This is a genomic window from Paenibacillus konkukensis (assembly GCF_023523925.1).
GTDB lineage: Bacteria > Bacillota > Bacilli > Paenibacillales > NBRC-103111 > Paenibacillus_S > Paenibacillus_S doosanensis.
The window spans coordinates 7317706-7342328 of record NZ_CP027059.1 but is presented as its reverse complement, the minus strand read 5'-3'; the positions used below and the strand labels follow the sequence as shown (position 1 = coordinate 7342328).

Here is a 24623-nt window from a genome sequence, read left to right as displayed (position 1 = left end):
AAACGCCGGATCGTATATAGCCTCGGCCCGGCTTCTGCAAAAAAAACCCTCGGCTCCAATCTTAAGGGGCGCGAGGGCATTACCGTCCAGCCTAACCTGCTGTGCTGCTTATTTACCGTATTCGCTTGGGTTCAGCCGCCATGCTTTCAACACTTCGATATCTTCCTGACGAATGCTTCCCTGCTTCAGAGCGACGTCGACCAGCGTCGTATAGTTGGTCAACGTTTCAAAAGGAACGGCTGCGCCGCGGAACGCCTCCGCCGCTTTCTCGAACTGATAGGAGAAAATCCCGAGCACTCCGAGCGCATTCGCCCCCGCTTCATTGACGGCCAAAGCGACTTTCAGCGAGCTGCCTCCGGTGGAGATCAAGTCTTCGATAACCACCGTTTTTTGTCCCGGCTTGATTACGCCTTCGATTAAATTTTCCTTGCCGTGGCCTTTCGCTTTATCGCGCACGTAAACCATTGGCAGATTAAGCTTTTGCGCGACCCAAGCCGCATGAGGAATTCCCCCTGTGGCGGCTCCAGCGATCACCTCGACATCCGGGAAATTGGCGCGGATTAAAGATACGAAGCCGTCGGCAATCCGCTCGCGGATGTCCGGGTACGAGATCGTCAAGCGATTGTCGCAATAAATCGGCGATTTCAGCCCCGAAGTCCAGGTGAACGGCTGGTTCGGGCGAAGAGCTACCGCTTGAATCTGCAGCAGCGATGCTGCGATTTGCTCGGCTAGCTCCGGATTGGTCGTAATCGATTGGGTACTCATGGCAAATCTCCTTTATATTAAAATAGTCTCAATAATCGCTTCCAGCGCGCTTCTAGGGTCCTTGGCAGCCGTTATCGGACGGCCGATGACTACATAATCGGTTCCTTGGGCGAAAGCTTCCTGAGGCGTCATTACGCGCGACTGATCGCCGATGTCCGCGCCTGCCGGACGAATGCCCGGGGTTACTGTGAAGAAGCCGCTTCCGCAGGCCGCCTTAATCCGCGTCACTTCGAGCGGCGAAGCCACAACGCCTTGCAGCCCCGCGCTTTGCGCGAGCCGTGCGTAGCGCAGCACCGCTTCTTCCACGCTTCCGGCAACCCCTATTTCTTCGTTCATTACCGTCTGGCTGGTGCTCGTCAGCTGCGTCACCGCGATGACGATAGGGCGGCTCGCTCCGTTCATCCCGCCGAGCGCTTTGTCAACGCCCTCCAGCGCCGCTTCCAGCATCTGCTTGCCCCCGGCCGCATGCACGTTGAACATATCCACACCGAGCCGGGTTACGCTTTCCGAGCCGCCTTTTACCGTATTCGGAATATCGTGCATTTTCACATCGAGGAACACTTTGTAGCCTTTCTCTTTCAACCCGGCCACAAACTGCGGGCCCGCGCTGTAGAACAGCTGCATGCCGACTTTCATATAACACGGAATCCCTTGCAAAGCCTGCAGCAGCTGCTCGGCCGATGCGGCATCCGGATAGTCCAGAGCCACCATGATCCGTTCGGCGACGTTGGTTTGTGTTGACATCGTGTACCTCCCATAAAAAAGTTCGGTTTGGTCAAAAAGCGTACCACTCTTTTCGCCAACTCTTCGCGAGCCTAATCAAGGGATTAGCACAGCATCCCTCCGTTTGCAGTCCCGGGTTACTGTGCTAATCGATAGGTTATTTATTATGCGTGATGCGCAGGCATCGGTCTCGATTGGAAATTGATCGCTTCCAGCATATGCCACAGCGCTCTTACCGTATCCAGCGAGGTCATGCACACGACGCCGTTCTCTACCGCTTCACGGCGGATGCGGAATCCGTCGCGCTCCGGCGTCTTGCCTTTGGTCAGCGTATTGACGACGAAGTGGGCTTCGCCGTTGCGGATCAGGTCGAGAATGTTCGGCGATCCTTCGCTCAGCTTGTTCACATGAGTAACATGCAATCCGGCTTCTTCCAGCGCCTTGGCCGTACCGCCTGTCGCTACGATTTTATATCCGAGGTTGTAGAAGCCGGTCAATATTTCGATCGCTTCCGCTTTATCTTTATCCGCTACCGTGGCAATAATGGCGCCTGTCGGCGGAATTTTCATTCCGGAGCCGATCAGCCCTTTGTACAACGCTTTGGCAAACGTATGGTCGCGGCCCATAACTTCGCCCGTCGATTTCATTTCCGGTCCGAGCGTCGTATCTACGCGGCGCAGCTTGGCGAAGGAGAATACCGGAACTTTGACCGATACGTACTCGTCTTCCGGCCACAAGCCCGTCTGATAGCCCATATCGGCCAATTTCTCGCCCATAATGAGTCTTGTCGCTACGTTCGCCATCGGAATCTTCGTTACTTTGCTCAAGAACGGCACCGTTCTGGAGGAGCGCGGATTCACTTCGATAACATATGCCTGGTCTTGATAAATAACGAACTGGATGTTCACCAGACCTACGACTTGCAGCCCTCTGGCGATCTTCGTCGTAATGTCGATAATTTGCTGCTTGATGTCCTCCGAGATCGTTTGCGGCGGATAGACGGCGATGGAGTCTCCGGAGTGAACGCCCGCTCTTTCGACATGCTCCATGATGCCCGGGATCAATACGGTGTCTTTATCGCAAATCGCGTCAACCTCGACCTCTTTGCCGAGCATATAACGGTCGATCAGTACCGGATGCTCCGGATTGATTTTGACCGCATATTCCATGTAGCTCAGCAGCTCTTCGTCGGAATAAACGATTTCCATCGCCCGGCCGCCCAATACGTACGATGGACGAACGAGCACAGGGTAGCCGAATCTCGAAGCCATGCCGACCGCTTGATCGACGGATGTGACCGTGCCGCCCGGAGGCTGCGCAATGTTCAAGCCGCGCAGCAGCGCTTCGAACTTTTTGCGGTCTTCGGCCGCATCGATGTTTTCCAGATCGGTACCGAGAATTTTCACGCCTGCCTTGGCCAGCGGAGCCGCCAGGTTAATCGCCGTTTGACCGCCGAATTGAACGATAACGCCGATCGGCTTCTCATGCTCGATCACGTTCATGACGTCTTCGAAGAACAGCGGCTCGAAATACAGACGGTCCGATGTGTTAAAGTCCGTCGATACGGTTTCCGGATTGTTGTTGATAATAACCGCTTCATAGCCTGCCGCCTGGATCGCCCATACCGCGTGCACGGTAGAATAGTCGAACTCGATCCCTTGGCCGATCCGGATCGGGCCGGAGCCTAAGACGACGACTTTTTGCTTGGTCGTTTCCTTCACTTCGTCTTCGGTCTCGTATGTCGAGTAGTAGTAAGGCGTCGTCGCTTCGAACTCGGCCGCGCAAGTATCGACCATTTTGTAAACCGGCTTCAAGTTCAAGCTGAGACGGTATGCGCGGATGTCGGCTTCTTGCGTAAAGTTGAGCCCGTTACCCGCATTGCTGCGGATTTCGGCGATCGCGCGGTCCGTGAACCCTTTGCGCTTCGCTTGATACAGCAGCTCTTCCGTCAATTCGGGCTGCAGCAGCTGCTCCTCGAATTGAATCAGCCCTTCGAGCTTGCTCAAGAACCACCAGTCGATCTTGGTCAAATCCTGGATTTGCTGGAGCGTGTAGCCGCGGCGGAACGCTTCGGCGATCAGGAACATCCGCTCGTCATCCGGCTTCGCCAGACGCGTTTCCAGCGTCTCTTGGTCGAGCAGGTCGGTTTCTTTCAGATAGAGGCGGTGAACGCCGATTTCGAGCGAACGGATCGCTTTATGAATCGATTCCTCGAACGTGCGGCCGATGGCCATCACTTCGCCAGTCGCCTTCATTTGCGTGCCGAGCTTGCGGTTCGCCGCCGTAAATTTGTCGAACGGCCAGCGAGGAATTTTCGATACGATGTAGTCGAGCGTCGGCTCAAAGCATGCATAGGTTTGTCCCGTAACCGGGTTGATGATTTCATCGAGCGTATAACCGATCGCGATTTTCGCCGCCATTTTGGCAATCGGATAACCGGTTGCTTTGGAAGCAAGCGCCGAGGAACGGCTGACGCGCGGGTTTACCTCGATGACATAGTATTGATAGCTGAACGGGTCCAGCGCGAATTGCACGTTACATCCGCCTTCGATATTCAAAGCGCGGATAATTTTCAGCGATGCGGAACGCAGCATTTGATATTCGCGGTCGGACAGCGTCTGGCTAGGCGCTACGACGATACTGTCGCCGGTATGCACGCCCACCGGATCGAAGTTTTCCATGTTACATACGACGATACAGTTGTCGTTGGCGTCGCGCATCACTTCGTATTCGACTTCCTTCATGCCGGCGATGCTCTTCTCGATCAGACATTGGCCGATCGGGCTGTAGCGGATACCGGAGGCTACCGTCTCCAGCAGCTCTTCTTCGTTCGCGCAAATGCCGCCGCCGGTGCCGCCGAGCGTATAAGCCGGACGCACGATGATCGGATAACCGATCTCATTGGCGAAATCTACGGCTTCCTTCACGGTCGTGACGATGGTGCTGTCCGGAACCGGCTGCTCCAGCTCGCGCATCAGATCGCGGAACAAGTCGCGGTCCTCCGCTTTCTCGATCGCGGTAAGCTGCGTACCGAGCAGCTTCACGTTCTCGCGCTCCAGCACGCCGGCGCGCGCCAGTTCTACGGCCATGTTGAGGCCCGTTTGCCCGCCGAGCGTCGGCAGCAAGCCGTCGGGACGCTCCTGACGGATAATTTGGGTTACGAAATCGAGCGTGATCGGCTCGATATATACTTTGTCCGCCATGTTCGTATCCGTCATGATCGTAGCCGGGTTGCTGTTGATCAGCACGACTTCCATTCCTTCTTCTTTCAAGGCTTGGCAAGCCTGAGTACCGGCATAGTCGAACTCAGCCGCTTGTCCGATGACGATCGGACCGGAACCGATAACTAATATTTTTTTCAAGCTATTATTTTTTGGCATAGTGCAGTTCTCCTTTCGATGCAGGGGCAGCAGCGCCCGCAGGCTCCAGACCTTGCTTGGAAGCGGCGGAAATTTGCGCTTGTCTCGGAAGCGCCGGCTTCGCTTGTTTGAATTCGCGGATCATGGCAATGAAATCATCGAACAGATAGCTGGAGTCGTAAGGCCCCGGAGCCGCCTCAGGATGGTATTGGACCGAGAATGCAGCATGCTTCTTATGTTTCAATCCTTCGATAGTGCCGTCGTTGTTGTTGATATGCGTCACTTCCAGCTCCGTTCCGGCGATGGAAGCATCGTTAACCGTATAACCGTGGTTTTGCGAAGTAATGTAGCAGCGGTTCGTCTTCAAGTCTTTCACCGGATGGTTGCCGCCGCGATGACCGAATTTCAGCTTCTCCGTATCGGCTCCGCAAGCCAGAGCCAGCAGCTGATGACCAAGACAAATACCGAAGATCGGGTATTCGCCGAGAATTTCGGAAATCATTTTGGCCGCGTGAGGCACGTCCTTCGGATCCCCAGGGCCGTTCGACAGCATGATGCCGTCCGGAGCCAAGCGGCGGATTTGCTCGGCCGTCGTATCTTGCGGCACGACAACCACATCGCAGCCGCGGCTCGACAAGTCGCGGATAATGCCTGTCTTCGCGCCGAAATCGACGACGACGACGCGCTCTTTGGAGCCCGGGCAGCTGAATACGCTCTTGGTGGACACGCGGGAAACTTGATCGATCATCAGCGGATTCGCCTGCAGCTGCTCCATCAGCTCGGCGACCGATTTGTTCGATGTCGTCAAGAGCCCTTTCATTACCCCGTGATGACGAATACGGCGGGTCAGCATGCGGGTATCGATGCCGCTGATGCCGATAATGCCGTACTCTTTAAGCAGGCTGTCTACCGAATATTCCGCTCTCCAGTTGCTCGGCACCGTCTCATGCTCGCGTACGACAAAGCCGTGAACGAACGGACGGATCGATTCGAAATCGTCTCTCGTAATCCCGTAGTTCCCGATCAAAGGGTACGTCATCGTCACGATTTGACCGCAATACGAAGGGTCCGACAACACCTCTTGATACCCTGTAATCCCTGTATTAAAAACGACCTCACCCGTCGATTCGCCTTCGCTGCCGAATGCCGTTCCGGTAAATAACGTGCCGTCTTCCAACAACAACCTTGCCTGCATCGTCTTCAACTCCTTATCTTTGTGTACAATCCTATGTGTAAACCGCGTTAACCGCGGAGGGGAATAACCGTTTGATTTGTAACGCTTATGTGTATTCCGATTATTGTTCGGACCAGACGACTTTGCCGTCCACCATCGTCCAAGCGGGCCAGCCTTTCAGCTTCCAGCCGGTAAACGGCGTATTGCGTCCTTTGGAAGCGAACTCCGCCGGATTGACTTCCTTCTCCTGTTCCAGATCGATGATCGTCAGATCTGCCGTTTTGCCTACTTCAAGAGTGCCCTGCTTCAGACCGAATACTTGGGCCGGCAGCTTGGTCATTTTATCGACCAGGAACTGCAGCGTCCATTGTCCCGTAGCGACGAATTTGGTGTACAAGAGCGGGAACGCCGTTTCGAATCCGACGATGCCGAACGGAGCCAGGTCGACGCCGCGCGCCTTCTCTTCCTCGCTGTGCGGAGCATGGTCCGTGACGACGATGTCGATCGTGCCGTCCAGCAGCCCTTCGATACAAGCCTGTACGTCGCGCGGCGTGCGAAGCGGCGGATTCATTTTCCAGTTAGCGTCCATGCCCGGAATATCTTCGTCCGAGAGCAGCAGATGATGCGGGCATACCTCCGCAGTAACCTTGATGCCGAACTGCTTCGCATGGCGGATCAGGCGCACCGATTGCTCCGTGCTGACGTGGCAGACATGATAATGTACGCCCGTCGCTTCAGCCAGCAAAATATCACGGCCGACATGGATCGCTTCCGACTCGTTCGGAATGCCTTTCAAGCCGTGCTTTTTGGAAAAAGCGCCTTCGCTTACCCAAGCGCCCTCGACCAGGGTGTTGTCTTCGCAGTGGGCAATGACGGGCAGTCCGATCGACGCCGCTTTGGCCATCGCGTCCTTCATCATTTGCGCACTCTGCACGCCTACTCCGTCGTCCGTGTAGCCGATGACGCCGGCCGCTTTCAGCGCGTCGAAGTCGGTCAGCTCGCGACCCAGCTCGTTCTTCGTGATGCATCCGTAAGGAAGCACGCGTACGACGCCTTCCGTCTTGGCCTTGTCCAGCACATATTGAACCGTCTCCACCGTATCGATAACCGGGCGCGTATTCGGCATGCAGGCGATCGTCGTAAAACCGCCGCGAGCCGCGGAGCGCGTCCCCGTTGCGATCGTTTCCTTATGCTCGAAGCCGGGATCACGAAGGTGTACGTGCATATCGATCAGCCCCGGCGCAAGCAGCTTGCCCGCCGCATCCACGACCGTGTGGCCCGCCGTATCCGGCTGACCGCTTGCCGCGTCGATAATGCTCTCAATCGTATTGCCTTCCACCAGAATATGCCGCGTCTCCAGCTCATTGCCTGAAGCGACAACTTGTGCGTTTAAGATCCAGATTCCCATAATACCCTCCCTGACTTGTTTATTTCATACTATATATTTTGCTACTATTGTGCCCAATCGTTGTTAACTGGCTCGTTATCCGGCGGGATGACCGTTAGCTAAGCGCCCGTTCGAGCACGGCCATGCGGATCGGCACGCCATGACTCATCTGCGCAAAAATTTTGGACCGTTCGCATTCGACCAGCGCATCGTCAATTTCCACGTCGCGGTTTACCGGAGCCGGGTGCATGATGATCGCGTGAGGCGCCATAGCCGATTCTCTGGCTGCCGTCAATCCGTAAGCTTCGCGGTAGTCCGCCGTCGATTTGAACACATTCTCTTCATGCCGCTCCAGCTGCACTCTCAGCATCATGACGACGTCGGCTTTGATAGCCTCGTCCATCGTAATATACGGCGCGTATGCCGCCAGCTCGGGAGCCTGCATGCTAGGAGGGGCGCAGAAGCTTACCTTGGCTCCCATCGTCTGCAAAGCCCACAAATTCGAGCGCGCGACGCGGCTGTGCTGAATATCGCCGACAATCGATACGCTCAGCCCTCTTAGATGGCCGAAATGCTTGCGCATCGTGTACAGATCGAGTAAAGCTTGCGTCGGATGCTCGTTGCTGCCGTCGCCTGCGTTAATGAGCGGCACCTTGACTTTCTCGGCCAGCTCGGCCAGCAGCCCGTTCGGCTTCATGCGAATGACCCCTGCGTCGATCCCCATCGATTCCAGCGTCTTGACGGTATCGTAAATCGATTCTCCCTTCTGGACGCTGGAGACGGCCGCAGCGAAGTTCAAAACCTCGGCGCCGAGACGCTTCTCGGCGACTTCGAACGAAAACCGCGTTCTCGTGCTGTTCTCGAAAAACATGTTGGCCACAAACCGGCCTTGCAAATGATTCGCCAGCTTCACCGGATATTGTTCCCAATAAGCGGCGCGGTCCAAGATCGAAGTAATGTCCTCCGCGCTCATTCCTTTGGTGCCAAGCAGATGCCTCTCCGCCGCAACATTCAATTGTGTCATCCGTTTTGCCTCCTCTGTCCAGTTATGACGACTTGATCGGAACCGTCCACTTCGCTCAGCAATACCTCGATCTTCTCCAGACGGGAGGTCGGTATATTTTTCCCTACGTAGTCGGGCCGGATCGGAAGCTCCCGGTGTCCCCGGTCCACCAGCACCGCAAGCTGAATCATCTGCGGCCTTCCCAAATCCATCAAAGCGTCCATCGCCGCTCTGACCGTTCTGCCCGTAAAGAGCACATCGTCGAACAAAATAATTTTTTTATTGTGAATGTCCATCTCCGAGGCCGCTCCGGCTCCGGCGGCCGTTTGCTCCGTTTTTGCGGAACGGTCGTCGCGGTAGCGAGTCACGTCGATTTCCTCTACCGGAACCGGCACGTTCTCGATTTCCCGGATTTTTTCGGCGATTCGCCGCGCGAGGTAAATGCCCCGGGTCCGCACTCCAATCAGCATGCAATTTTCAAAACCTTTGTTTCTCTCCAGAATTTCGTGAGCGATCCGGGTCAGCGCGCGGCGCATGCCCGTCTCATCCATCAATACATGTTCTGTTTCCTGCACCAAGGTCTTCGACCTCCTGCCAAAAGTAGTTTGCCAAAACAAAAAACCTTGCACGGAGGCAAGGTTGTAGACACAAGGATAGAGCGGGCAGTAAGCACACGAAGCCTGCATGCAGCAGACCGCGGTTGATGCGGGTTCCCCGTTCTTCCAATCGTTCACCTTGCCAGCCTCTCTGGACTGAGTTTAAAGGTGCTATTCAGTTACGAGTATTATCCCACGTTCGACATCGGCTGTCAATAGCAACTGTCGATGATTGTCGAGCGGGCACATTGCTAGAACACGTCATTTATGCTATAAAGGAAAGGAATGATTTCGTTCGAAGCATCCCGCCTTGTGCGGGCGCGCGTTATTTTACATAAGGAGTTGGAATAAAGAATATGTTGGAAATGAACACGGAAGAAGTTATTAACTTTATTAAAACAAGCACGAAGAAAACCCCGGTGAAAGTATATGTAAAGGGCGATTTGGAATCGATCGATTTCGGATCGGCGATCAAATCGTTTATTTCCGGCAAAAGCGGCGTGCTGTTCGGCGAATGGACCGACGTGAAACAAGCGCTTGATCAAAACGAAGGAAAAATCGAAGACTTCGTCGTAGAAAACGACCGCCGCAACTCGGCTATTCCGACGCTCGACTTGAAAACCATCAATGCCCGCATTGAGCCCGGCGCAATCATTCGCGATAAAGTGGCTATCGGCGATAACGCGATTATTATGATGGGCGCTTCCATCAACATCGGCGCTTCCATCGGCGCAGGCACGATGATCGACATGAACGTCGTCGTCGGCGGCCGCGCCAAAATCGGCGCGATGTGCCATATCGGAGCCGGTTCCGTCGTCGCAGGCGTCATCGAGCCTCCTTCCGCTCAGCCGGTCGTGATCGAAGACGACGTGCTGGTAGGCGCCAATGCGGTTATTCTCGAAGGCGTGCGCATCGGCAAAGGCTCCGTCGTTGCAGCGGGCGCCGTCGTAACGGTCGACGTTCCCGAGAATACGGTAGTCGCCGGCGCTCCTGCGCGCGTCATCAAAACCGTAGACGCCAAAACAAAATCCAAAACCGAAATTTTGCAAGACCTGCGCACTCTGTAATTATCGGTGCCCGGCAATCGAAGCTCGGCGTATATCGCCGGGCTTTTTGTTTATTGCATAGCCTATTGTAGATTATAGATGGAGGCGATTCGCCAATGACAACAACCAAGACAAGCATCGTTGCCGATCCAAGCCCGTTCGTGTCCATTCGCCGAGAGCTGCATCAAATTCCCGAGCCCGGCTTCGCCGAATTCAAGACGCAGCAATATTTGCTTCATTATATTCGCAGCCTCCCTGCGGATCGCTATGAAATCCGCACCTGGAGGACGGGAATTCTCGTTTCGGTCAAAGGAACGAATCCCGTTCGCCGATTCGGCTATCGCGCCGATATGGACGGCCTGCCGATTAAAGAGGATACCGGCTATGCGTTCCGCTCGACCCATGATGGCTTCATGCACGCGTGCGGACATGATATGCATATGGCGATCGGACTCGGCGTTCTGACGCATTTCGTCCAGCACCCGATCCGCGACGATATCACGTTTATTTTCCAGCCGGCCGAGGAAGGTCCCGGCGGAGCCAAGCCTATGCTGGAAAGCGAAGAGCTGAAGGACTGGATGCCGGATCAAATCGTGGCGCTTCATGTCGCCCCGGAATACCCTGTCGGCACGATCGCCACCAAGCCGGGCATTTTGTTCGCCAACACATCCGAGCTGTTCATCGATTTGACCGGCAAGGGCGGTCATGCGGCATTCCCGCATTTGGCCAACGACATGGTCATTACCGCCTGCCAGCTCGTCGGCCAATTGCAGACGATCATCTCCCGCAACGTCAATCCGCTCGATTCCGCGGTCATTACGATCGGAAAAATCGACGGAGGAACCAAGCAAAATATTATCGCCGAGACAGCGCGGCTGGAAGGAACGATCCGTACCTTGTCCGCGGAAACGATGGCGCTGGTGAAATCCCGCATCGAATCGCTTACGGCGGGTATGGAAACTTCCTATAACTGCAAGATCGATATCGACTACGGGGCTAACTACCGCCAAGTATTCAATCACGAAGAGACGACTAGAGAATTTATGAACTGGGTTCAAGCTTCGAATGCGATGAACCTGATCGAATGCACCGAGGCGATGACGGGCGAAGATTTCGGCTATTTCCTCGAAGCGATCCCCGGGTTCATGTTCTGGCTCGGCGTCGACACGCCGTACGGTCTGCATCATGCCAAAATCGAGCCCGACGAACGCGCCGTCGATCTCGCTATAGCGACGATCAGCGACTATTTCACCTGGAAGTCCGAGTCCGGACAATAGTGCAGCAAAAAATCTCCTTATGCCGTAAGCGGCGTAAGGAGATTTTTTGCTAGCTGCTCGTTCTTCTGAAGCTTGCTTATCACTTCTTGAAATAGTTCATGACCCAGTTAATATGATTTTTATGATCGCGGACCTGTCCGTGCAAAGCGCCGAAAAACGTATCTTGAAGCTCGACCGTCACTTCGCCGTCCTTTTGCAAAGCTTCGTAAATATTACGCAGCTCCTCTTCGCTGTCCAGCTGCAAAATAATGTTCACATCGCGGCCAGCCGGAATTTCCCGTCCGAACGGATCGGAGAAATGGATCAGACTGCCGCCCAGATGCAGCTCGGCGTGAAGCAGCTTGCCGGCGTGCTCGTTCAAGATTTTGACGTCTCCGCCGAATACCGACTGATAGTAATCGACGGACTCCCGTACATTTTCCACAAAAACAAACGGACTTGCGCTTTTCATGTTCTTTTCCTCCCGCGGAATAGTAGTTTATCGGCTCGAATTATTATGCATTCGATGCAGTCTTCTCATTCTTCGCGCTAATTACGAAACCAAAAGGTTTCACATCTGCACATTTCGTATTATACGAAACCTTATGGTTTCATGTCAACACTTGTTTGTACAAACGAAAAAAACACCGGAGCCCAAAGCTTCCGGTGTCTGTCTTAAAACATAATCTATGATAACCCGCGGACGAACGTTCCGAACCGTTCCATTGCTTTCTCCAGCACTTCCATGCTGTATGCGTAAGAAATACGGATATAACCTTCGCCGTACACCGAGAAGGCATCTCCGGGAACGACGGCGACCCGCTGCTCGTCAAGCAGCTTCATCGTAAATTCCATGGAGCTTAAGCCGAACCGCTCGATCGACGGGAACATATAGAACGCCCCCTCCGGCTTATCCAGCTCGAAACCCAGCTCCGTCAAACGGTCGTACACAAAATCCCGCCGCTCGATATACGCCTGCTTCATCGGAAGCGCATCGTCTACCCCGTTCGTCAACGCTTCCAGCGCCGCATATTGGCTGATCGAGCTGGCGCAGGTTACGTTATATTGATGCACCTTGACCATATGCTGCGACAAGTACTCGGGCGCGAACGTGAATCCGATGCGCCAGCCGGTCATCGAATGCGACTTGGACAAGCCGTTAATGACGATCGTTTTGTCGCGCATATTGCCGATGGTAGCCAGCGACGTATGCGGCCCGTCGTAGATCAGCTCGCTGTAGATTTCATCGGAGATGACGAAAATTTGCTTCTCCTCCAGCAGCCGCGCCATGTCCGCCAGCTCCCGCGCGTTCAGCACGCGTCCCGTCGGGTTGGACGGATAGCACAGAATAATGCAGCGCGTCTTCTCCGTAATATGCGGCTCCAGCAGCTCGGCGGTCAGCTTGAAGCCGTTCGACCGGGTATCGACATATACCGGCTCTCCGCCGCATAACCGGACGAGCGGTTCGTAGCCGGGATAAATCGGCCCCGGCAAAATCACTTCGCAGCCCGGCTCCAAAATTGTGCGCAGCGTAATATCGAGCGCTTGGCTCGCTCCGGTCGTTACGATCACTTCCGTCTCCGGCTTGTAGTGAAGACCGTATTTGCCGTTCGCGAAAGCCGACGCCGCTTGCCTGAGCTCCGGCATGCCGGGGTTCGGCGTATATGTCGTTTTATGAGCGTCGATAGCCGCCTTGGCCGCCGTCATAATATGATCCGGCGTAGGAAAGTCGGGCTGGCCGATCGTCAGCGTGAGCGCATCCTTGTACGTGCTGACGAGGTTCGATATTTTGCGGATGCCCGAAATTTGAATATCCTTTACTTTGGCATTGATCAAATGTTCCATACTGGACCGTCCTTATCGATTTTTTAACGCATGCAGCAGATGCTGCATATCCTCCGGCAGCCCGGCCTCGAACTGCAGCTCTTGCCCCGTGCGCGGATGGACGAATCCAAGCACCGCGGCGTGCAGCGCCTGCCCTTCCATCGCGACCCCTTTGCTGCGCGAAGGCCCGTAAGCCGGATCGCCGGCCAGCGGATGGCCGATAAACTTCATATGCACCCGGATTTGATGGGTGCGTCCGGTTTCCAGCTTCAGCTCGACCAGCGTATAGTCGCCGAATCTCTCCAGCACGACGAAATGCGTGACGGCATGCTTGCTGTTTTTCTCCGTTACCGTATACAGCTTGCGGTCATGGGGATCTCGGCCGATCGGAGCGTCGATCGTCCCGTGATCATGCGCGACATTGCCGTGCACGACGGCGATATATTTGCGGTTCACGGAATGCTCCTTCAGCTGCTCCGCGAGCGAAACATGGGCCAAATCGTTTTTGGCCGCCATCAGCAGGCCGGACGTATCTTTATCGATCCGGTGAACGATGCCCGGGCGCATCACTCCGTTAATGCCGGATAAATCCCGGCAGTGGTGCAGCAGCGCGTTGACCAGCGTCCCGCTGTAATGCCCCGGAGCCGGATGAACGACGAGTCCCCGCGGCTTGTTGACGACGATCACATCGGAATCCTCGTACACGACGTCGAGAGGGATGTTCTCCGGCGTCAAATTCAGCTCCTCCGGCTCGGGAATGACAAGCGCCAGCCGGTCTCCTTCCGCCAGCTTGTAGTTCGCTTTGACGGGGCCTCCGTTCACCTTCAGATGCCCCTCTTTAATCCACTGCTGCACTTGCGTGCGCGAGGTTTCTTCCTCCAGCGATTCCGTAATGAATTTGTCGATACGCTCTCCCCGGTCCTCAGATCCCGCGATCCATTCCATGATGTTATCCGATTGTTCCTGATCCGAAACTGACGTCATCGTTTACGCGCCTCTCTTTTCTTTGCTCCAGCCGATGATCGAATCGACAAAGATTAAAATAACCCCTACGACAATCGCCGAATCCGCCACGTTAAAAATAGGGTAGGTGTAATCTACAGCCGTTCCGAACCAATTGAACTGAAAGCGGAATTGCAAAAAGTCCACCACTTCGCCGAACAGAGCACGGTCGATGAAATTGCCGAGCGCCCCGCCCAGCAGCAAGCTGAGCGCGAACGGCAGCAGTTTGCGGCCTTCCTTGCGCGTTTTCTGCAAATACCAGATCACTCCCGCGGCTACGGCCAAGGTAATAACGATGAAAAACCACCGCTGGTTTTGCAAAATGCCGAAGGCGGCTCCCCGGTTTCGGTGGGACGTAATTTGAAAAAACTCCCCGATCACCGATCTGGATTCCCCAAGCATCAGCCTGTTGACGATAACCCATTTGGTCGCCTGGTCCAGCAGCAGCACAATTAATGCATAAATGTAATAGATCAAGGCTACATCTCCTTATTGTTCTTCCTGTGATACAAGGATTTTCCTATGTAAAAAGCGCAGCGTTCGTAAAAAATAGGAGCATCGTGATTTCTACAAGGAGGCGTCTTCCATGACGAATCACCCGAACTCATTGAACTCGAAGCAGCTTCAGGAACTGAAAGACACCCTGGTTAAGGAGCGGCAATGGCTCGAAACGAAGCTGCAGGACAACGAGCATTTCGGCCTTAGTGAATCGCTGCGCAACCAGACCGGGGAGCTGTCGACCAACGACAATCATCCGGCGGACCTGGGCTCGGAACTGTTCGAGCGGGGCAAAGACATCGCGCTGCTCGAAAACAGCGAGCGGCATTTGACGGACGTCAAGGAAGCTTTGGCCCGGATGGAAAACGGCACCTACGGCTCCTGCTCGGTCTGCGGCGCTCCTATTCCGTTCGAACGGCTGCAGGCGATTCCGACTGCAGCTTATTGCACGGCGCACGTTCCCGACCCGCATTTATCGCAGCGCCGGTCCGTCGAAGAGCGGCTGCTCGCGCCTCCGTTCGGCCGGACCAGCTTGGACGAGCTGGACGAGCAGAACCAGTTCGACGGCGAAGACGCCTGGCAAATCGTAGAGAGCTGGGGAACGTCCAATACTCCTGCCATGGCCGAGAACCCCAACGTCTCGGATAATTACAACGACATGGAGATCGAGCCGGACGAGCATGACGGATATGTCGAATCTTACGAAAGCTTCATAGCTACCGATATGTACGGCCAGCACGTCACCGTCGTCCGCAACAAAGCTTATCATAACTATATGAACAGCGGCGAAGGCGAAGGCCTGCTCGAACCGGAGCATGAACTGGAAGACGACGACGGGCTGTACTAATAGCTGCGTTCTCCAAGCTGATACTGCACGTGCTTGACGATATCGGCGATATAGTCGCCGACGATCGGTATATTGAGCGCTCCCAGCAGCTTCAGAAAATACAAAATCGTCGTGGCAAAAACCGTAAACCCGATGGCGATCCCGACGCCGCGGGAAATGCCCGCCAATAAGTTGGTTAGAATAAGCCTCCTCGGATTGTTCAGAAGCTGCACGTAATCGGCAATCTGGATTCGTTCCATCTGGTTCGACATATGGGTTACCTTCTTGTTCATACTTTCAAGAAGCTTATGATTATTCCATTTTTCCTGATCGATCATCCCAATCCCTCCCGACTCATGAAACGTTAGCTCGCTTGCCGAAACACCGTTAATCAGCCGTACGTCCGAACTCTCATAACAAGCTGCCCGGCATAAGGCAAATTCGCTTATGCCGCGGCGGCTCATTATTTGATCAGGCTTTGGTCAGCTGAATTACTCCTGCGCAGCGTTTGCACAGCGTCGGATGCTCGTGGTCGTGACCTACTTCCGGGGTGACGATCCAGCAGCGTTCGCATTTGTCTCCTTCAGCCACTTCGACTTTTACGGACGCTCCTTTGAACGAATGAGCCCCTTCAGGCGCGCCGGTTCCCGGCTCGTGTACGAAGGCCGCGGAAACAATGAACAGCTGATCCAACTGCTCGAAGCCTTGCAGCAGCGCATAGGTCTCGGCATCCGGATACAAGTGTACGGCCGCGCCCAGCGAGTTGCCGATCGTCTTCGCTTTACGCGCTTCCTCGAGCGCCTTCAACACGTTGTCGCGCACTTCGATGAACTGCTCCCACTTGGTTTCCAGCGCCTCGTCAAAGAGCGACGCCTGCGGCGTAGGCAGCTCGGACAATTGCACGCTCGCCAATTCCGCTCCAGGGATGTACTTCCATACTTCATCGGACGTATGCGGCAAAATAGGCGCAATCAGTTTAGTTATTGCCGTCAGCACATCATATAATACCGTTTGCGCCGCTTTGCGTCCCGCATCCTCAGGCGCGCTCGCATACAACCGGTCTTTGCAGATATCCAGGTAAAACGCGCTCATCTCTACGGCGCAGAAATGATGTACTGCTTGGTATACGACGTGGAACTCGTATGCCTCGTAAGCCTGGGTCACTTTTTCGATCAACCGGTTCAAACGCGCTTCGGCAAAACGGTCGAGCTCGTTCATCGCGGCCGGAGCGACGCGGTCTGTCGACGGGTTGTAATCGTACAAATTGCCCAGGAGGAAGCGGAGCGTATTGCGGATTTTCCGGTATACTTCCGTAATTTGAGTCAAAATATTGTCGGAAATCCGAACGTCGGATTGATAATCGACCGAGGATACCCACAAGCGCAAAATGTCGGCGCCGAGCTTCTCGCATACTTGATTCGGATCGACCGTGTTGCCGAGCGATTTGGACATTTTGCGTCCTTCCCCGTCCAGCGTAAAGCCGTGGCTCAAAATTCCTTTGTACGGAGCCTGGCCTTTAACGGCTACCCCGGTGATCAGAGAAGAGTTATACCAGCCGCGGTACTGGTCGGAGCCTTCCAAATACAGATCGGCAGGCCACTGCAGCTCTTCGCGGGACTCCAGCACGCCGACGTGGCTGGAACCGGAATCAAACCATACATCCATAATATCCGTTTCTTTGCGGAAATGATCGTGACCGCATTTCGGACAAACGGCCCCTTGCGGAAGCAGCTCCTTCTCGTCTTTCTGGAACCAGGCATTGGAACCTTCCCGTTCGAAAACTTGCGCAACATGCTCAATCGTGTCTTGGTTGACGAGCGGCTCGCTGCAGCTGCGGCAGTAGAAAATCGGGATCGGCACGCCCCATACCCGCTGACGGGAAATGCACCAGTCTCCGCGGTCGGCAATCATATTATGCAGGCGAACCTCGCCCCAGTTCGGCGTCCAGTTAATGCGTTTAATTTCCTCCAGCATCTCCTGGCGGAATTTGTCCACGGAAGCGAACCATTGCTCCGTTGCGCGGAAAATGACCGGTTTCTTCGTGCGCCAGTCATGCGGATATTGATGCTGAATCGTGCTCATATGAAGCAGATGGCCGGACTCGGTCAATTTTTCCGTTACCAGCTTGCCGCCCTTTTCATAAAACATCCCTTCAAAGCCCGGCGCTTCCGCCGTAAAATGCCCTTGATCGTCCACCGGACACAATACGCCCAGATTATAGCGCTGCCCGATGGCAAAGTCGTCCTCGCCGTGTCCCGGAGCGGTATGTACGGCTCCCGTACCGGCGTCCAGCGTCACGTGCTCTCCGACCATGACGAGCGAAGTGCGATCGTAGAACGGATGCTGGCACAGCACATGCTCCAGCTCGCTGCCCTTGATTTGCGACAGCACCTGCACATCCGTCCAGCCGATTTCTTTGGATACGGCGTCCAGCAGCCCTGCGGCTACAACGTATTTTTTGCCGTTCACCTGAACGAGCGAATAATCAAAGTCGGGATGCAGGCTGATCCCGAGGTTCGCAGGCAGCGTCCAAGGCGTCGTCGTCCAAATGACGATCGACGCGTCTTCCGGCAGCTTGCCCTTGCCGTCCTTAACCTGGAAAGCCACATATACCGATGTGGATTGTTTGTCTTTATATTCGATTTCGGCTTCCGCCAGCGCGCTCTCCGAGGATGGAGACCAGTAAACCGGCTTCAAGCCTTTATAAATGTATCCCTTGTTCACCATTTCGCCGAATACGCGGATTTGTTGGGCTTCATATTTCGGCTGCAGCGTAATGTACGGATTATCCCAATCGCCGCGGATCGCAAGGCGTTTGAATTGCGCCTTCTGCTTCTCCACCCATTGCAGCGCATATTCTTTGCAATATTCGCGGAATTCGTGCACGCTCATTTTTTTGCGGTCCACCTTGCCGCCGTTGGCGATTGCCTGCTCGATCGGCAGACCGTGAGTATCCCAGCCGGGCACATAAGGGGCGTCGAAGCCCTGCATCGTTTTGAAGCGGACGATGATGTCCTTCAAAATTTTATTCATCGCGTGTCCGATATGAATGTCTCCGTTGGCGTACGGAGGCCCGTCGTGCAAAATAAATTTCGGCTTGCCTTTGCGGCTCTCCTGCACCATCCGGTAAATGTCCAATTCGTTCCAATGCTGCTGCATTTTCGGCTCCGCTTGCGGCAAATTGCCGCGCATCGGAAATTCCGTCTGCAATAAATTCAATGTTTTTCCATAATCCATTTTTACAATTCATCCTTTCTGTGGCCGATAAAATAAGCAACAAATCCCCCGATTATTATCGAAAGCAGTTTTCCCAAGCAGCAAAAAAGACTCCTCATCCCAATAGGGACGAGAAGTCTCGCGGTACCACCCTGATTAAGGCATTCTCCCGCAGGACGTCCGCATCGATTATGCGTACGCCGCCAGCCGGTCAGCCTTCACTCCATGATCTGTAACGGGATCAGCCGATTCTCTTTACTCTTCTTTTCAAGAGACGCTCGTGGGTGATATTCCTTCACCGCCCGGGACCGGGCTCCCACCAACATCCCGGCTCGCTGACCCTTGCGCAACATGAAGTACTTGTCCCAGTCTACGCTTTATCGTCATTTACTTTTACTATTACGGAGTATAACGAAAATACAAGACAGAGTCAACATAAGGCTCCGCAGAACGCGGAAGTCCTAAGAATGCTCGATCTCCATGCGCTCCAGGGAGCTCCAATCTTCTTTGCCGAGCAGTTCCAGCTGAGCTTCAAGCAACGTGCGGAACCGGGTACGGTATATGGAAGCCTGCTTTTTCAACTCTTCGATTTCCACGGCAATTTTTCTGGATTTTGCAAGCGATTCGTTGATGATGCGATCGGCGTTTTTTTCCGCTTCCTTTATGATCAGCTGCGCTTCCTTCTTGGAATTGGACTTGACTTCATCAGCCGCCTCCTGAGCGATAATGATCGTCTTGCTGAGCGTTTCTTCAATATTGGAGAAATGATCGAGCCGCTCCTGAATCCCTGCCAGCTGATTTTGCAAATCTTTATTTTCCCGAATAAGCGCTTCGTAATCTTTAATCACCAAATCCAGAAATTCATTGACTTCATCTTCATCGTAACCGCGGAACGAACGGCCAAATTCTTTATTATGTATATCCAACGGTGTTAAAGCCATTGCTGCACCTCCTGAATATTTTGCAACATCCGTAAAATGAATTCCTGTCAGACGCGTACTGCTATATTCGACAGTAGGCCGCATTTTCCTGCATTCCTGCACAAAAAAATCGGCAAACTAAACATATTTGCCGATTTTCACTCGAAACCTGCCCTTCTTGGTCACGCCTTCAACCTCCAGCACCTTAAACCGTCCGAACCCTTGCAAGGATACGACATCACCCGTTTTGAGCGGTTTGCTGGGGTCTTCTTCCTGCTTCCAATTGACTTTGCAGCGGCCCGCTTTGATCGGCGTCAAAATTTTGGCCCGGCTCAAATGGTACACATCGCTTACGATCCCGTCCAAACGCATGGAGGCTACCGATAAGCCGATTTCCTCCAGCTTCGTGCCCGTCGCGTTCAGCTTCTCCAGAGGCAGAACCTCGGTTTGCACGTGGACCCGGTGCACCTGCTGCAGATTCAACCGCATATAATCGGCGACCTCGGCGGCGACAAGGAAATGACAGCCGTGATCCGATACGTGAATGTCTCCGATCTTGTCTCTCTTCATACCCAGCGCCAGAATAGAACCCATATAATCGCTGTGGTCCAAATCCTTCAGCTTGTCATCCAAGGAAGTAACCGAGATCAGAACGATTCCCATATCCTCTTCCTCCAGCGCCCGGTAATCCGGAGCGATCAAGGCTCTTCTGCGCTCGGACTGCTCGTGGCCTCCGTCGAAACGTACCTGGACGTCCTGGCTTCGATTGACCAGAGTGGTTAAAATAAACGCCTGCCGAGGGTCCAGAAAATCCGTCAGCTTCACCTGATGCTGGCCGGCCCGCTCGACCCATTCGGCCGCTTTATCGACGAAACGGTGTTCATCCGGATGAAAATGCGAATAAAGTTGGTCTGTGCTCACCTGCATCACCTAGATAAAAAAATTGACGACGGCCCGGATGCCTTCGCCGACAAAACGCAGTGCGATCAAGGCGACGATCGGGGAGATGTCGATCATTCCTCCGATAGGCGGAATGAAGCGGCGGAAGATCGACAAATACGGCTCGCACAGCTTGCCGAGTATTTCGCCGACAAAGCTGTCCCGCGCGCTTGGCAGCCACGACAGCAGCACGTAGGCGATCAGCATATATGTATAGATTTCAATGAGTGTGTAGATGTAACCGTCAATAGAGTTGTACAAGCTGTTCACCTCGATTTCAATTAATGTGAGTACCCGTCATGATTTATTATTTCCGAGATCGAGCCGTGAATTTCAACGGTATCCGGGGTGCATAAAAAAATGTTCGGCCCGATTTTGGAGATGGACCCGTTCAGCGCATACACCGTTCCGCTAATAAAGTCGACGATCCGGGTAGCCTGATCGGGACGTACCAGGTGCAGATTGACGACGACAGGCCGGCGGGAACGGAGATGGTCGGCGATCTCCTGGGTATCTTCGTAAGACTTCGGCTCGTTAAGTATCACTCTGACGTTTTTTTGCGAGTGGATGCTTACGATATTTCCCTTATTTCTACGTTGCTCCGCAGGATTGGTTTCAGGCTCCTCGACCGATTGCTCGACGACCCGCTCCCTTTCAACGACCTCTTCTTCATCCTGCAAGCCCAAGAAGTTCATGAATTTGTTCATTACGCCCATATTCTCTCCTCCTAAGAGTTTCGCCGCAGGCGAAACTTACTTCGTAAGCGATACTTTGAGTTTCGCCGCAGGCGAAACTTACTTCGTAAGCGATGCTTTGAGTTTCGCCGCAGGCGAACTTATTCTTTGCCCACCAGGATAGATCCAAGACGAATCCAGGTAGCTCCCTCTTCGATCGCCACTTCGAAATCGTTGGACATCCCCATCGACAAATGGGGCACTTCATAGCCGAGCGCAAGCTCCCGATTCATTTGGTCGCGAAGCTCCCTTAGGCCGCGGAATACAGGCCGCGTCGCCTCCGGCTCCGCCTCGTATGGCGCCATCGTCATCAATCCTACGACACGAATGTGCTTGAGAGGCCGGATCGCTTCGACGAACGCCGGCAGCTCCGCGGGAGCCAGCCCGAACTTCGTGTCTTCCCCGGATACGTTCAGCTGAATGAAGCATTGCGCCGTAATGCCGAGCGCAGCCGCCTTCTTCTCCACTTCCTTCGCCAGCGACAGCCTGTCCAACGAATGAATATAGGCGAACTTCCCTATAACATCCTTCACCTTGTTTGTCTGCAAATGGCCGATAAAATGCCATGTTCCCCGATCGCCGAACGCCTTCCATTTGGCCTCGGCATCCTGCCAGCGGTTTTCGCCGACATGCTCCAGGCCGTGCCGGAACACTTCGCCCGTCGTTTCCATAGAAACGTATTTGGTTACCGCGATAATCTGCACATCCTTGCGCTCACGTCCGGCACGCGCGCATGCTTGAGCTACTCTGTCTTCTACATAAGATATGGACTGCGACAATTGCAAAACGTAAGTCACCTCTTCATTAAAAAACCTATTTATCCCGTCATCGATTCCCGAAGCTATTCGTTGAAGCCTATCCATGCGGCCATCCGGCCCGTAATTCCCGCTTCTTTCCTATGAGAGAAGAACAGATCGGTACGGCAGCTTGTGCATAAACTACTCATTTCGATATGAGACGGCAAAATTCCTGCTTTTATCATAATTTGTCGGTTCATTTGTTGCAAGCTCAAGCTGTACTTGCGGTTTTCTCTCTCTCGGTAAATCGCTTCGCCTCCGTCCGCAGGCTCATTCCCGACGCCAAGCTCGTTCATCGCCGCGCGAATGCGGTCCATGACGGTATCGTCTACCTCGTAGCAGCAGGAATGAATCGACGGACCGATCGCGGCGAGGAGATCCTCCGGCTGCGTCCCGTAACGCTCCCGCATCGCCTCTACGGTCATCCGGGCAATCTGCAGCACCGTCCCTTTCCAGCCCGCGTGAGCGAGCCCTACGGCCCTGCGAACCGGGTCAAAAAACAGCAGAGGCACGCAGTCCGCAAACAGCGCATGAAGAAACAATCCCGTTTCATTCGTAATAAAAGCGTCTTTAGCCTGAATCGCCTGCTCCCTGGATTCGATGCCCGCCCCGGCATGCTCCCGAGTCACCGCTTGCACTTCATTGCCGTGAACCTGCTCGGCATAGGTGCAATCCTCAAGCCGGATATTCAGCGCTTCGGCTACCCGCCTTCTGTTATGAATGACATCTTCGGGAGCGTCCGCCACATGCAGTCCGCAATTCAGACTTCCGAACTGCCTCCTGCTCACGCCGCCGTGACGGGACGTAAACCCGGCCGTCAATCCTGCATACCGGTCCATCCACCCTTTTACAAAAAAAAGCTCGCATCCGTTCTCCAATTTTTGCAGCACAAACGGTTCCATGCTTCATTGTCTCCCCTCGTCCGGGTTTCCTTATTCTCACTCTCTTATCCAGTATACCATGAAGGAGGCCGCAATCCTCAGTTTCTTCGCATCTTTTGCCGGGGCGGTCCGCCGAGACGACAAACAGCACACATGCGTTAGCGCGCCGTACGTGATGGCGGACGCCAAACCGCTTGTGTGCCTGCTCGCAAGAACCGCTCTGCCCGAGCTGCAGGAAGAGCGGAGCTGCTATCCACGATACTGCCGATTGTATTCGTACGTCGTATCCACTTCCTCCTGCTGCCGGAAGCTGCGGACATCATCGAGCTTCACCAAAACGACATCCATTCCGATCTTAACGATGTTCTTCCATGGAATCACCACATCGGTTGTCCCGCCGAACAAACCGAAGAACCGGCTGTTGTTCGGCACTACGATCGATTCGATGCGCCCTTGGCGGAGGTCGAGCTCCAAATCGCTAATTTGCCCGAGTTTTTTGCCGTCCACTATATTGATTACGTCCTTGGTTTGAAAATCTGATATTTTCACGCTGCAACCACCACGTATTCTCATGGATTATGGACCGGGATACCAGCCTCTATACATACTATATGTGGGCGCCCGGCAAAATGTCCATTTCGCTGCAAAAATAACGCCTGACCGAACGCCTCCTCTTTTCGACTGCGACAAAAAAAAGACCTGCGCTCCGGATAACGGAGTCAGGTCCGCATGTTATAAATAGCCTGTAGCTTAATATGCCGCGGTCAGTTTTTCACATGCTTCTGCATTTGCGAAATGGCCGATTTCTCCAGCCGCGATACTTGGGCCTGCGAAATGCCGATTTCGTCCGCCACTTCCATCTGCGTCTTGCCGTCGAAAAAGCGCATCGATAAAATCATTTTTTCCCGGTCGTTCAGCTTCCGCATCGCCTCTCTGAGCGCAATGCCTTCGATCCAGGAAACGTCTTTGTTCCGGTCGTCGCTGATTTGATCCATGACATAGATCGGATCGCCGCCGTCGTGGTAAATCGGCTCGAACAAAGAAACCGGGTCCTGAATCGCATCCAGCGCGAATACGACGTCTTCTTTAGGCACGTTCAGCGCCTCCGAGATTTCATAGATCGTCGGTTCGCGGGAATTTTGATTCGTCAGACTGTCGCGAACCTGCAGCGCCTTGTAGGCGATGTCGCGCAGCGAGCGGGATACCCGTATCGGATTGTTGTCGCGCAAGTAACGGCGAATTTCTCCGATGATCATCGGCACAGCATAGGTAGAAAATTTTACATTTTGGCTTAAGTCAAAGTTATCGATCGCCTTCATCAGTCCGATACATCCAACTTGAAACAAATCGTCTACATATTCGCCGCGATTGTTGAAGCGCTGTATGACGCTGAGCACTAAGCGCAAATTGCCGTTGACCAATTTCTCTCTTGCCGTTCGTTCATTATTGGATTGCAGCTGAACGAATAATTCACGCATTTCCGCGTTGGTAAGAACAGGTAGCTTTGCAGTATCTACACCGCAAATCTCGACTTTGTTTCGGGTCACCGTGATTACCTCCCAAGGAGAAACATTACTGTTAATTATCTCCTCAGGCATCGTTTTTATGCGTCCCCCTTCCCTCTGCTCCGTCGCCGGAAGGGTCGTAAAGAAGAGCGAAACCAATCAGAACAAGCAC

General features: G+C 54.0%; 24 protein-coding genes and 1 other annotated feature. Of the genes, 3 read left to right on the top strand and 21 right to left on the bottom strand.

Annotation, left to right across the window (positions count from 1 at the left end):
- Positions 1 to 108 precede the first annotated feature (108 nt).
- The 7 genes from pyrE to pyrR form a co-directional block, all read right to left on the bottom strand.
- The gene (gene pyrE, locus SK3146_RS31920; RefSeq protein ID WP_249862580.1) at positions 109 to 765 is read right to left on the bottom strand and encodes an orotate phosphoribosyltransferase; all 657 of its coding nucleotides are present in this window, start codon (positions 763 to 765) and stop codon (positions 109 to 111) included.
- Positions 766 to 777: 12 nt separating this feature from the next.
- On the bottom strand, positions 778 to 1509 hold the full coding sequence (pyrF, locus tag SK3146_RS31915) for an orotidine-5'-phosphate decarboxylase (protein ID WP_249862579.1): 732 nt from the start codon (positions 1507 to 1509) through the stop codon (positions 778 to 780).
- 143 nt (positions 1510 to 1652) lie between these two features.
- Positions 1653 to 4868 carry a carbamoyl-phosphate synthase large subunit gene (carB, locus tag SK3146_RS31910; protein WP_249862578.1) on the bottom strand — a complete coding sequence of 1072 codons (3216 nt, stop codon included), beginning with the start codon at positions 4866 to 4868 and terminating at the stop codon, positions 1653 to 1655.
- Positions 4855 to 6042 (bottom strand): carbamoyl phosphate synthase small subunit, encoded by a 1188-nt coding sequence (locus tag SK3146_RS31905; RefSeq protein ID WP_249862577.1) that lies wholly within the window; start codon positions 6040 to 6042, stop codon positions 4855 to 4857. Before SK3146_RS31905 ends, carB begins: the two co-directional genes overlap by 14 nt.
- A gap of 100 nt (positions 6043 to 6142) precedes the next feature.
- On the bottom strand, positions 6143 to 7429 hold the full coding sequence (locus SK3146_RS31900; RefSeq protein WP_249862576.1) for a dihydroorotase: 1287 nt from the start codon (positions 7427 to 7429) through the stop codon (positions 6143 to 6145).
- 94 nt (positions 7430 to 7523) lie between these two features.
- Positions 7524 to 8432, bottom strand: a complete 909-nt coding sequence (locus tag SK3146_RS31895; protein WP_249862575.1) for an aspartate carbamoyltransferase catalytic subunit — start codon at positions 8430 to 8432, stop codon at positions 7524 to 7526.
- On the bottom strand, positions 8429 to 8986 hold the full coding sequence (gene pyrR / locus SK3146_RS31890) for a bifunctional pyr operon transcriptional regulator/uracil phosphoribosyltransferase PyrR (RefSeq protein ID WP_259617110.1): 558 nt from the start codon (positions 8984 to 8986) through the stop codon (positions 8429 to 8431). The genes SK3146_RS31895 and pyrR overlap by 4 nt, the downstream gene beginning before the upstream one ends.
- A 377-nt stretch (positions 8987 to 9363) precedes the next feature.
- Here pyrR and dapD point away from each other — a divergent pair, with 377 nt between their 5' ends.
- Together dapD and SK3146_RS31880 are read left to right on the top strand one after the other, a co-directional pair.
- Positions 9364 to 10074 (top strand): 2,3,4,5-tetrahydropyridine-2,6-dicarboxylate N-acetyltransferase, encoded by a 711-nt coding sequence (gene dapD / locus SK3146_RS31885; protein WP_249862574.1) that lies wholly within the window; start codon positions 9364 to 9366, stop codon positions 10072 to 10074.
- 95 nt (positions 10075 to 10169) lie between these two features.
- Positions 10170 to 11330: an N-acetyldiaminopimelate deacetylase gene (locus tag SK3146_RS31880; RefSeq protein ID WP_249862573.1), complete on the top strand. Its 1161-nt coding sequence runs from the start codon at positions 10170 to 10172 to the stop codon at positions 11328 to 11330.
- A gap of 79 nt (positions 11331 to 11409) precedes the next feature.
- Here the strand turns inward: SK3146_RS31880 and SK3146_RS31875 are convergent, their stop codons facing one another.
- From SK3146_RS31875 to lspA, 4 genes are all read right to left on the bottom strand, one after another.
- Complete coding sequence (locus tag SK3146_RS31875) at positions 11410 to 11781, bottom strand: VOC family protein (protein ID WP_249862572.1); 372 nt, start codon at positions 11779 to 11781, stop codon at positions 11410 to 11412.
- A gap of 215 nt (positions 11782 to 11996) precedes the next feature.
- Positions 11997 to 13154 carry an aminotransferase A gene (locus SK3146_RS31870; RefSeq protein WP_249862571.1) on the bottom strand — a complete coding sequence of 386 codons (1158 nt, stop codon included), beginning with the start codon at positions 13152 to 13154 and terminating at the stop codon, positions 11997 to 11999.
- 12 nt (positions 13155 to 13166) lie between these two features.
- Positions 13167 to 14117 carry an RluA family pseudouridine synthase gene (locus SK3146_RS31865; protein ID WP_249862570.1) on the bottom strand — a complete coding sequence of 317 codons (951 nt, stop codon included), beginning with the start codon at positions 14115 to 14117 and terminating at the stop codon, positions 13167 to 13169.
- A 3-nt stretch (positions 14118 to 14120) separates the two neighbouring features.
- Entirely contained in the window at positions 14121 to 14612 is a 492-nt protein-coding gene (gene lspA, locus SK3146_RS31860) for a signal peptidase II (protein ID WP_249862569.1), read from the bottom strand.
- A 109-nt stretch (positions 14613 to 14721) separates the two neighbouring features.
- On the opposite strand from lspA, the gene SK3146_RS31855 reads away from it, so the two are divergent.
- Positions 14722 to 15480, top strand: a complete 759-nt coding sequence (locus SK3146_RS31855) for a TraR/DksA C4-type zinc finger protein (RefSeq protein WP_249862568.1) — start codon at positions 14722 to 14724, stop codon at positions 15478 to 15480.
- Here the strand turns inward: SK3146_RS31855 and SK3146_RS31850 are convergent.
- The 10 genes from SK3146_RS31850 to sigG all read right to left on the bottom strand — a co-directional run bounded on the left by SK3146_RS31850 (position 15477) and on the right by sigG (position 24493).
- The gene (locus tag SK3146_RS31850; protein WP_249866504.1) at positions 15477 to 15752 is read right to left on the bottom strand and encodes a DUF5665 domain-containing protein; all 276 of its coding nucleotides are present in this window, start codon (positions 15750 to 15752) and stop codon (positions 15477 to 15479) included. The two genes, SK3146_RS31855 and SK3146_RS31850, sit on opposite strands and share 4 nt — an antisense overlap.
- 178 nt (positions 15753 to 15930) lie before the next feature.
- On the bottom strand, positions 15931 to 18696 hold the full coding sequence (ileS, locus tag SK3146_RS31845) for an isoleucine--tRNA ligase (protein WP_249862567.1): 2766 nt from the start codon (positions 18694 to 18696) through the stop codon (positions 15931 to 15933).
- Between the two features lie 101 nt (positions 18697 to 18797).
- Positions 18798 to 19057: a binding site (T-box leader), on the bottom strand.
- Between the two features lie 79 nt (positions 19058 to 19136).
- Complete coding sequence (locus SK3146_RS31840; RefSeq protein WP_249862566.1) at positions 19137 to 19616, bottom strand: DivIVA domain-containing protein; 480 nt, start codon at positions 19614 to 19616, stop codon at positions 19137 to 19139.
- Between the two features lie 117 nt (positions 19617 to 19733).
- Positions 19734 to 20516, bottom strand: a complete 783-nt coding sequence (locus SK3146_RS31835; protein ID WP_249862565.1) for a YlmH family RNA-binding protein — start codon at positions 20514 to 20516, stop codon at positions 19734 to 19736.
- 9 nt (positions 20517 to 20525) lie between these two features.
- Positions 20526 to 20741: a YggT family protein gene (locus tag SK3146_RS31830; protein WP_434006921.1), complete on the bottom strand. Its 216-nt coding sequence runs from the start codon at positions 20739 to 20741 to the stop codon at positions 20526 to 20528.
- Positions 20742 to 20815: 74 nt separating this feature from the next.
- On the bottom strand, positions 20816 to 21250 hold the full coding sequence (locus SK3146_RS31825) for a cell division protein SepF (RefSeq protein ID WP_249862563.1): 435 nt from the start codon (positions 21248 to 21250) through the stop codon (positions 20816 to 20818).
- A 119-nt stretch (positions 21251 to 21369) separates the two neighbouring features.
- Positions 21370 to 22053, bottom strand: a complete 684-nt coding sequence (locus SK3146_RS31820; protein WP_259617014.1) for a YggS family pyridoxal phosphate-dependent enzyme — start codon at positions 22051 to 22053, stop codon at positions 21370 to 21372.
- Positions 22054 to 22109: 56 nt separating this feature from the next.
- The gene (gene pgeF, locus SK3146_RS31815; RefSeq protein WP_249862561.1) at positions 22110 to 22967 is read right to left on the bottom strand and encodes a peptidoglycan editing factor PgeF; all 858 of its coding nucleotides are present in this window, start codon (positions 22965 to 22967) and stop codon (positions 22110 to 22112) included.
- Positions 22968 to 23195: 228 nt separating this feature from the next.
- Positions 23196 to 23495, bottom strand: coding sequence for a YlmC/YmxH family sporulation protein (locus SK3146_RS31810; protein WP_249862560.1), 300 nt, complete (start codon positions 23493 to 23495; stop codon positions 23196 to 23198).
- Between the two features lie 215 nt (positions 23496 to 23710).
- Positions 23711 to 24493, bottom strand: a complete 783-nt coding sequence (sigG, locus tag SK3146_RS31805) for an RNA polymerase sporulation sigma factor SigG (RefSeq protein ID WP_249862559.1) — start codon at positions 24491 to 24493, stop codon at positions 23711 to 23713.
- Between the last annotated feature and the right edge of the window lie 130 nt (positions 24494 to 24623).

What these genes read in the sequence shown, in the direction of transcription:
- SK3146_RS31895 (WP_249862575.1), bottom strand. Translation starts at nt 8,432, where the DNA reads ATGACACAATTGAATGTTGCGGCGGAGAGGCATCTGCTTGGCACCAAA.
- SK3146_RS31830 (WP_434006921.1), bottom strand. Translation starts at nt 20,741, where the DNA reads ATGCTGATCGCCTACGTGCTGCTGTCGTGGCTGCCAAGCGCGCGGGAC.
- carB (WP_249862578.1), bottom strand. Translation starts at nt 4,868, where the DNA reads ATGCCAAAAAATAATAGCTTGAAAAAAATATTAGTTATCGGTTCCGGT.
- SK3146_RS31850 (WP_249866504.1), bottom strand. Translation starts at nt 15,752, where the DNA reads ATGAACAAGAAGGTAACCCATATGTCGAACCAGATGGAACGAATCCAG.
- SK3146_RS31900 (WP_249862576.1), bottom strand. Translation starts at nt 7,429, where the DNA reads ATGGGAATCTGGATCTTAAACGCACAAGTTGTCGCTTCAGGCAATGAG.
- dapD (WP_249862574.1), top strand. Translation starts at nt 9,364, where the DNA reads ATGTTGGAAATGAACACGGAAGAAGTTATTAACTTTATTAAAACAAGC.
- SK3146_RS31875 (WP_249862572.1), bottom strand. Translation starts at nt 11,781, where the DNA reads ATGAAAAGCGCAAGTCCGTTTGTTTTTGTGGAAAATGTACGGGAGTCC.
- pgeF (WP_249862561.1), bottom strand. Translation starts at nt 22,967, where the DNA reads ATGGAACCGTTTGTGCTGCAAAAATTGGAGAACGGATGCGAGCTTTTT.
- SK3146_RS31865 (WP_249862570.1), bottom strand. Translation starts at nt 14,117, where the DNA reads ATGACGTCAGTTTCGGATCAGGAACAATCGGATAACATCATGGAATGG.
- SK3146_RS31825 (WP_249862563.1), bottom strand. Translation starts at nt 21,250, where the DNA reads ATGGGCGTAATGAACAAATTCATGAACTTCTTGGGCTTGCAGGATGAA.
- SK3146_RS31840 (WP_249862566.1), bottom strand. Translation starts at nt 19,616, where the DNA reads ATGGCTTTAACACCGTTGGATATACATAATAAAGAATTTGGCCGTTCG.
- SK3146_RS31880 (WP_249862573.1), top strand. Translation starts at nt 10,170, where the DNA reads ATGACAACAACCAAGACAAGCATCGTTGCCGATCCAAGCCCGTTCGTG.
- SK3146_RS31870 (WP_249862571.1), bottom strand. Translation starts at nt 13,154, where the DNA reads ATGGAACATTTGATCAATGCCAAAGTAAAGGATATTCAAATTTCGGGC.
- pyrF (WP_249862579.1), bottom strand. Translation starts at nt 1,509, where the DNA reads ATGTCAACACAAACCAACGTCGCCGAACGGATCATGGTGGCTCTGGAC.
- SK3146_RS31855 (WP_249862568.1), top strand. Translation starts at nt 14,722, where the DNA reads ATGACGAATCACCCGAACTCATTGAACTCGAAGCAGCTTCAGGAACTG.
- pyrE (WP_249862580.1), bottom strand. Translation starts at nt 765, where the DNA reads ATGAGTACCCAATCGATTACGACCAATCCGGAGCTAGCCGAGCAAATC.
- SK3146_RS31905 (WP_249862577.1), bottom strand. Translation starts at nt 6,042, where the DNA reads ATGCAGGCAAGGTTGTTGTTGGAAGACGGCACGTTATTTACCGGAACG.
- ileS (WP_249862567.1), bottom strand. Translation starts at nt 18,696, where the DNA reads ATGGATTATGGAAAAACATTGAATTTATTGCAGACGGAATTTCCGATG.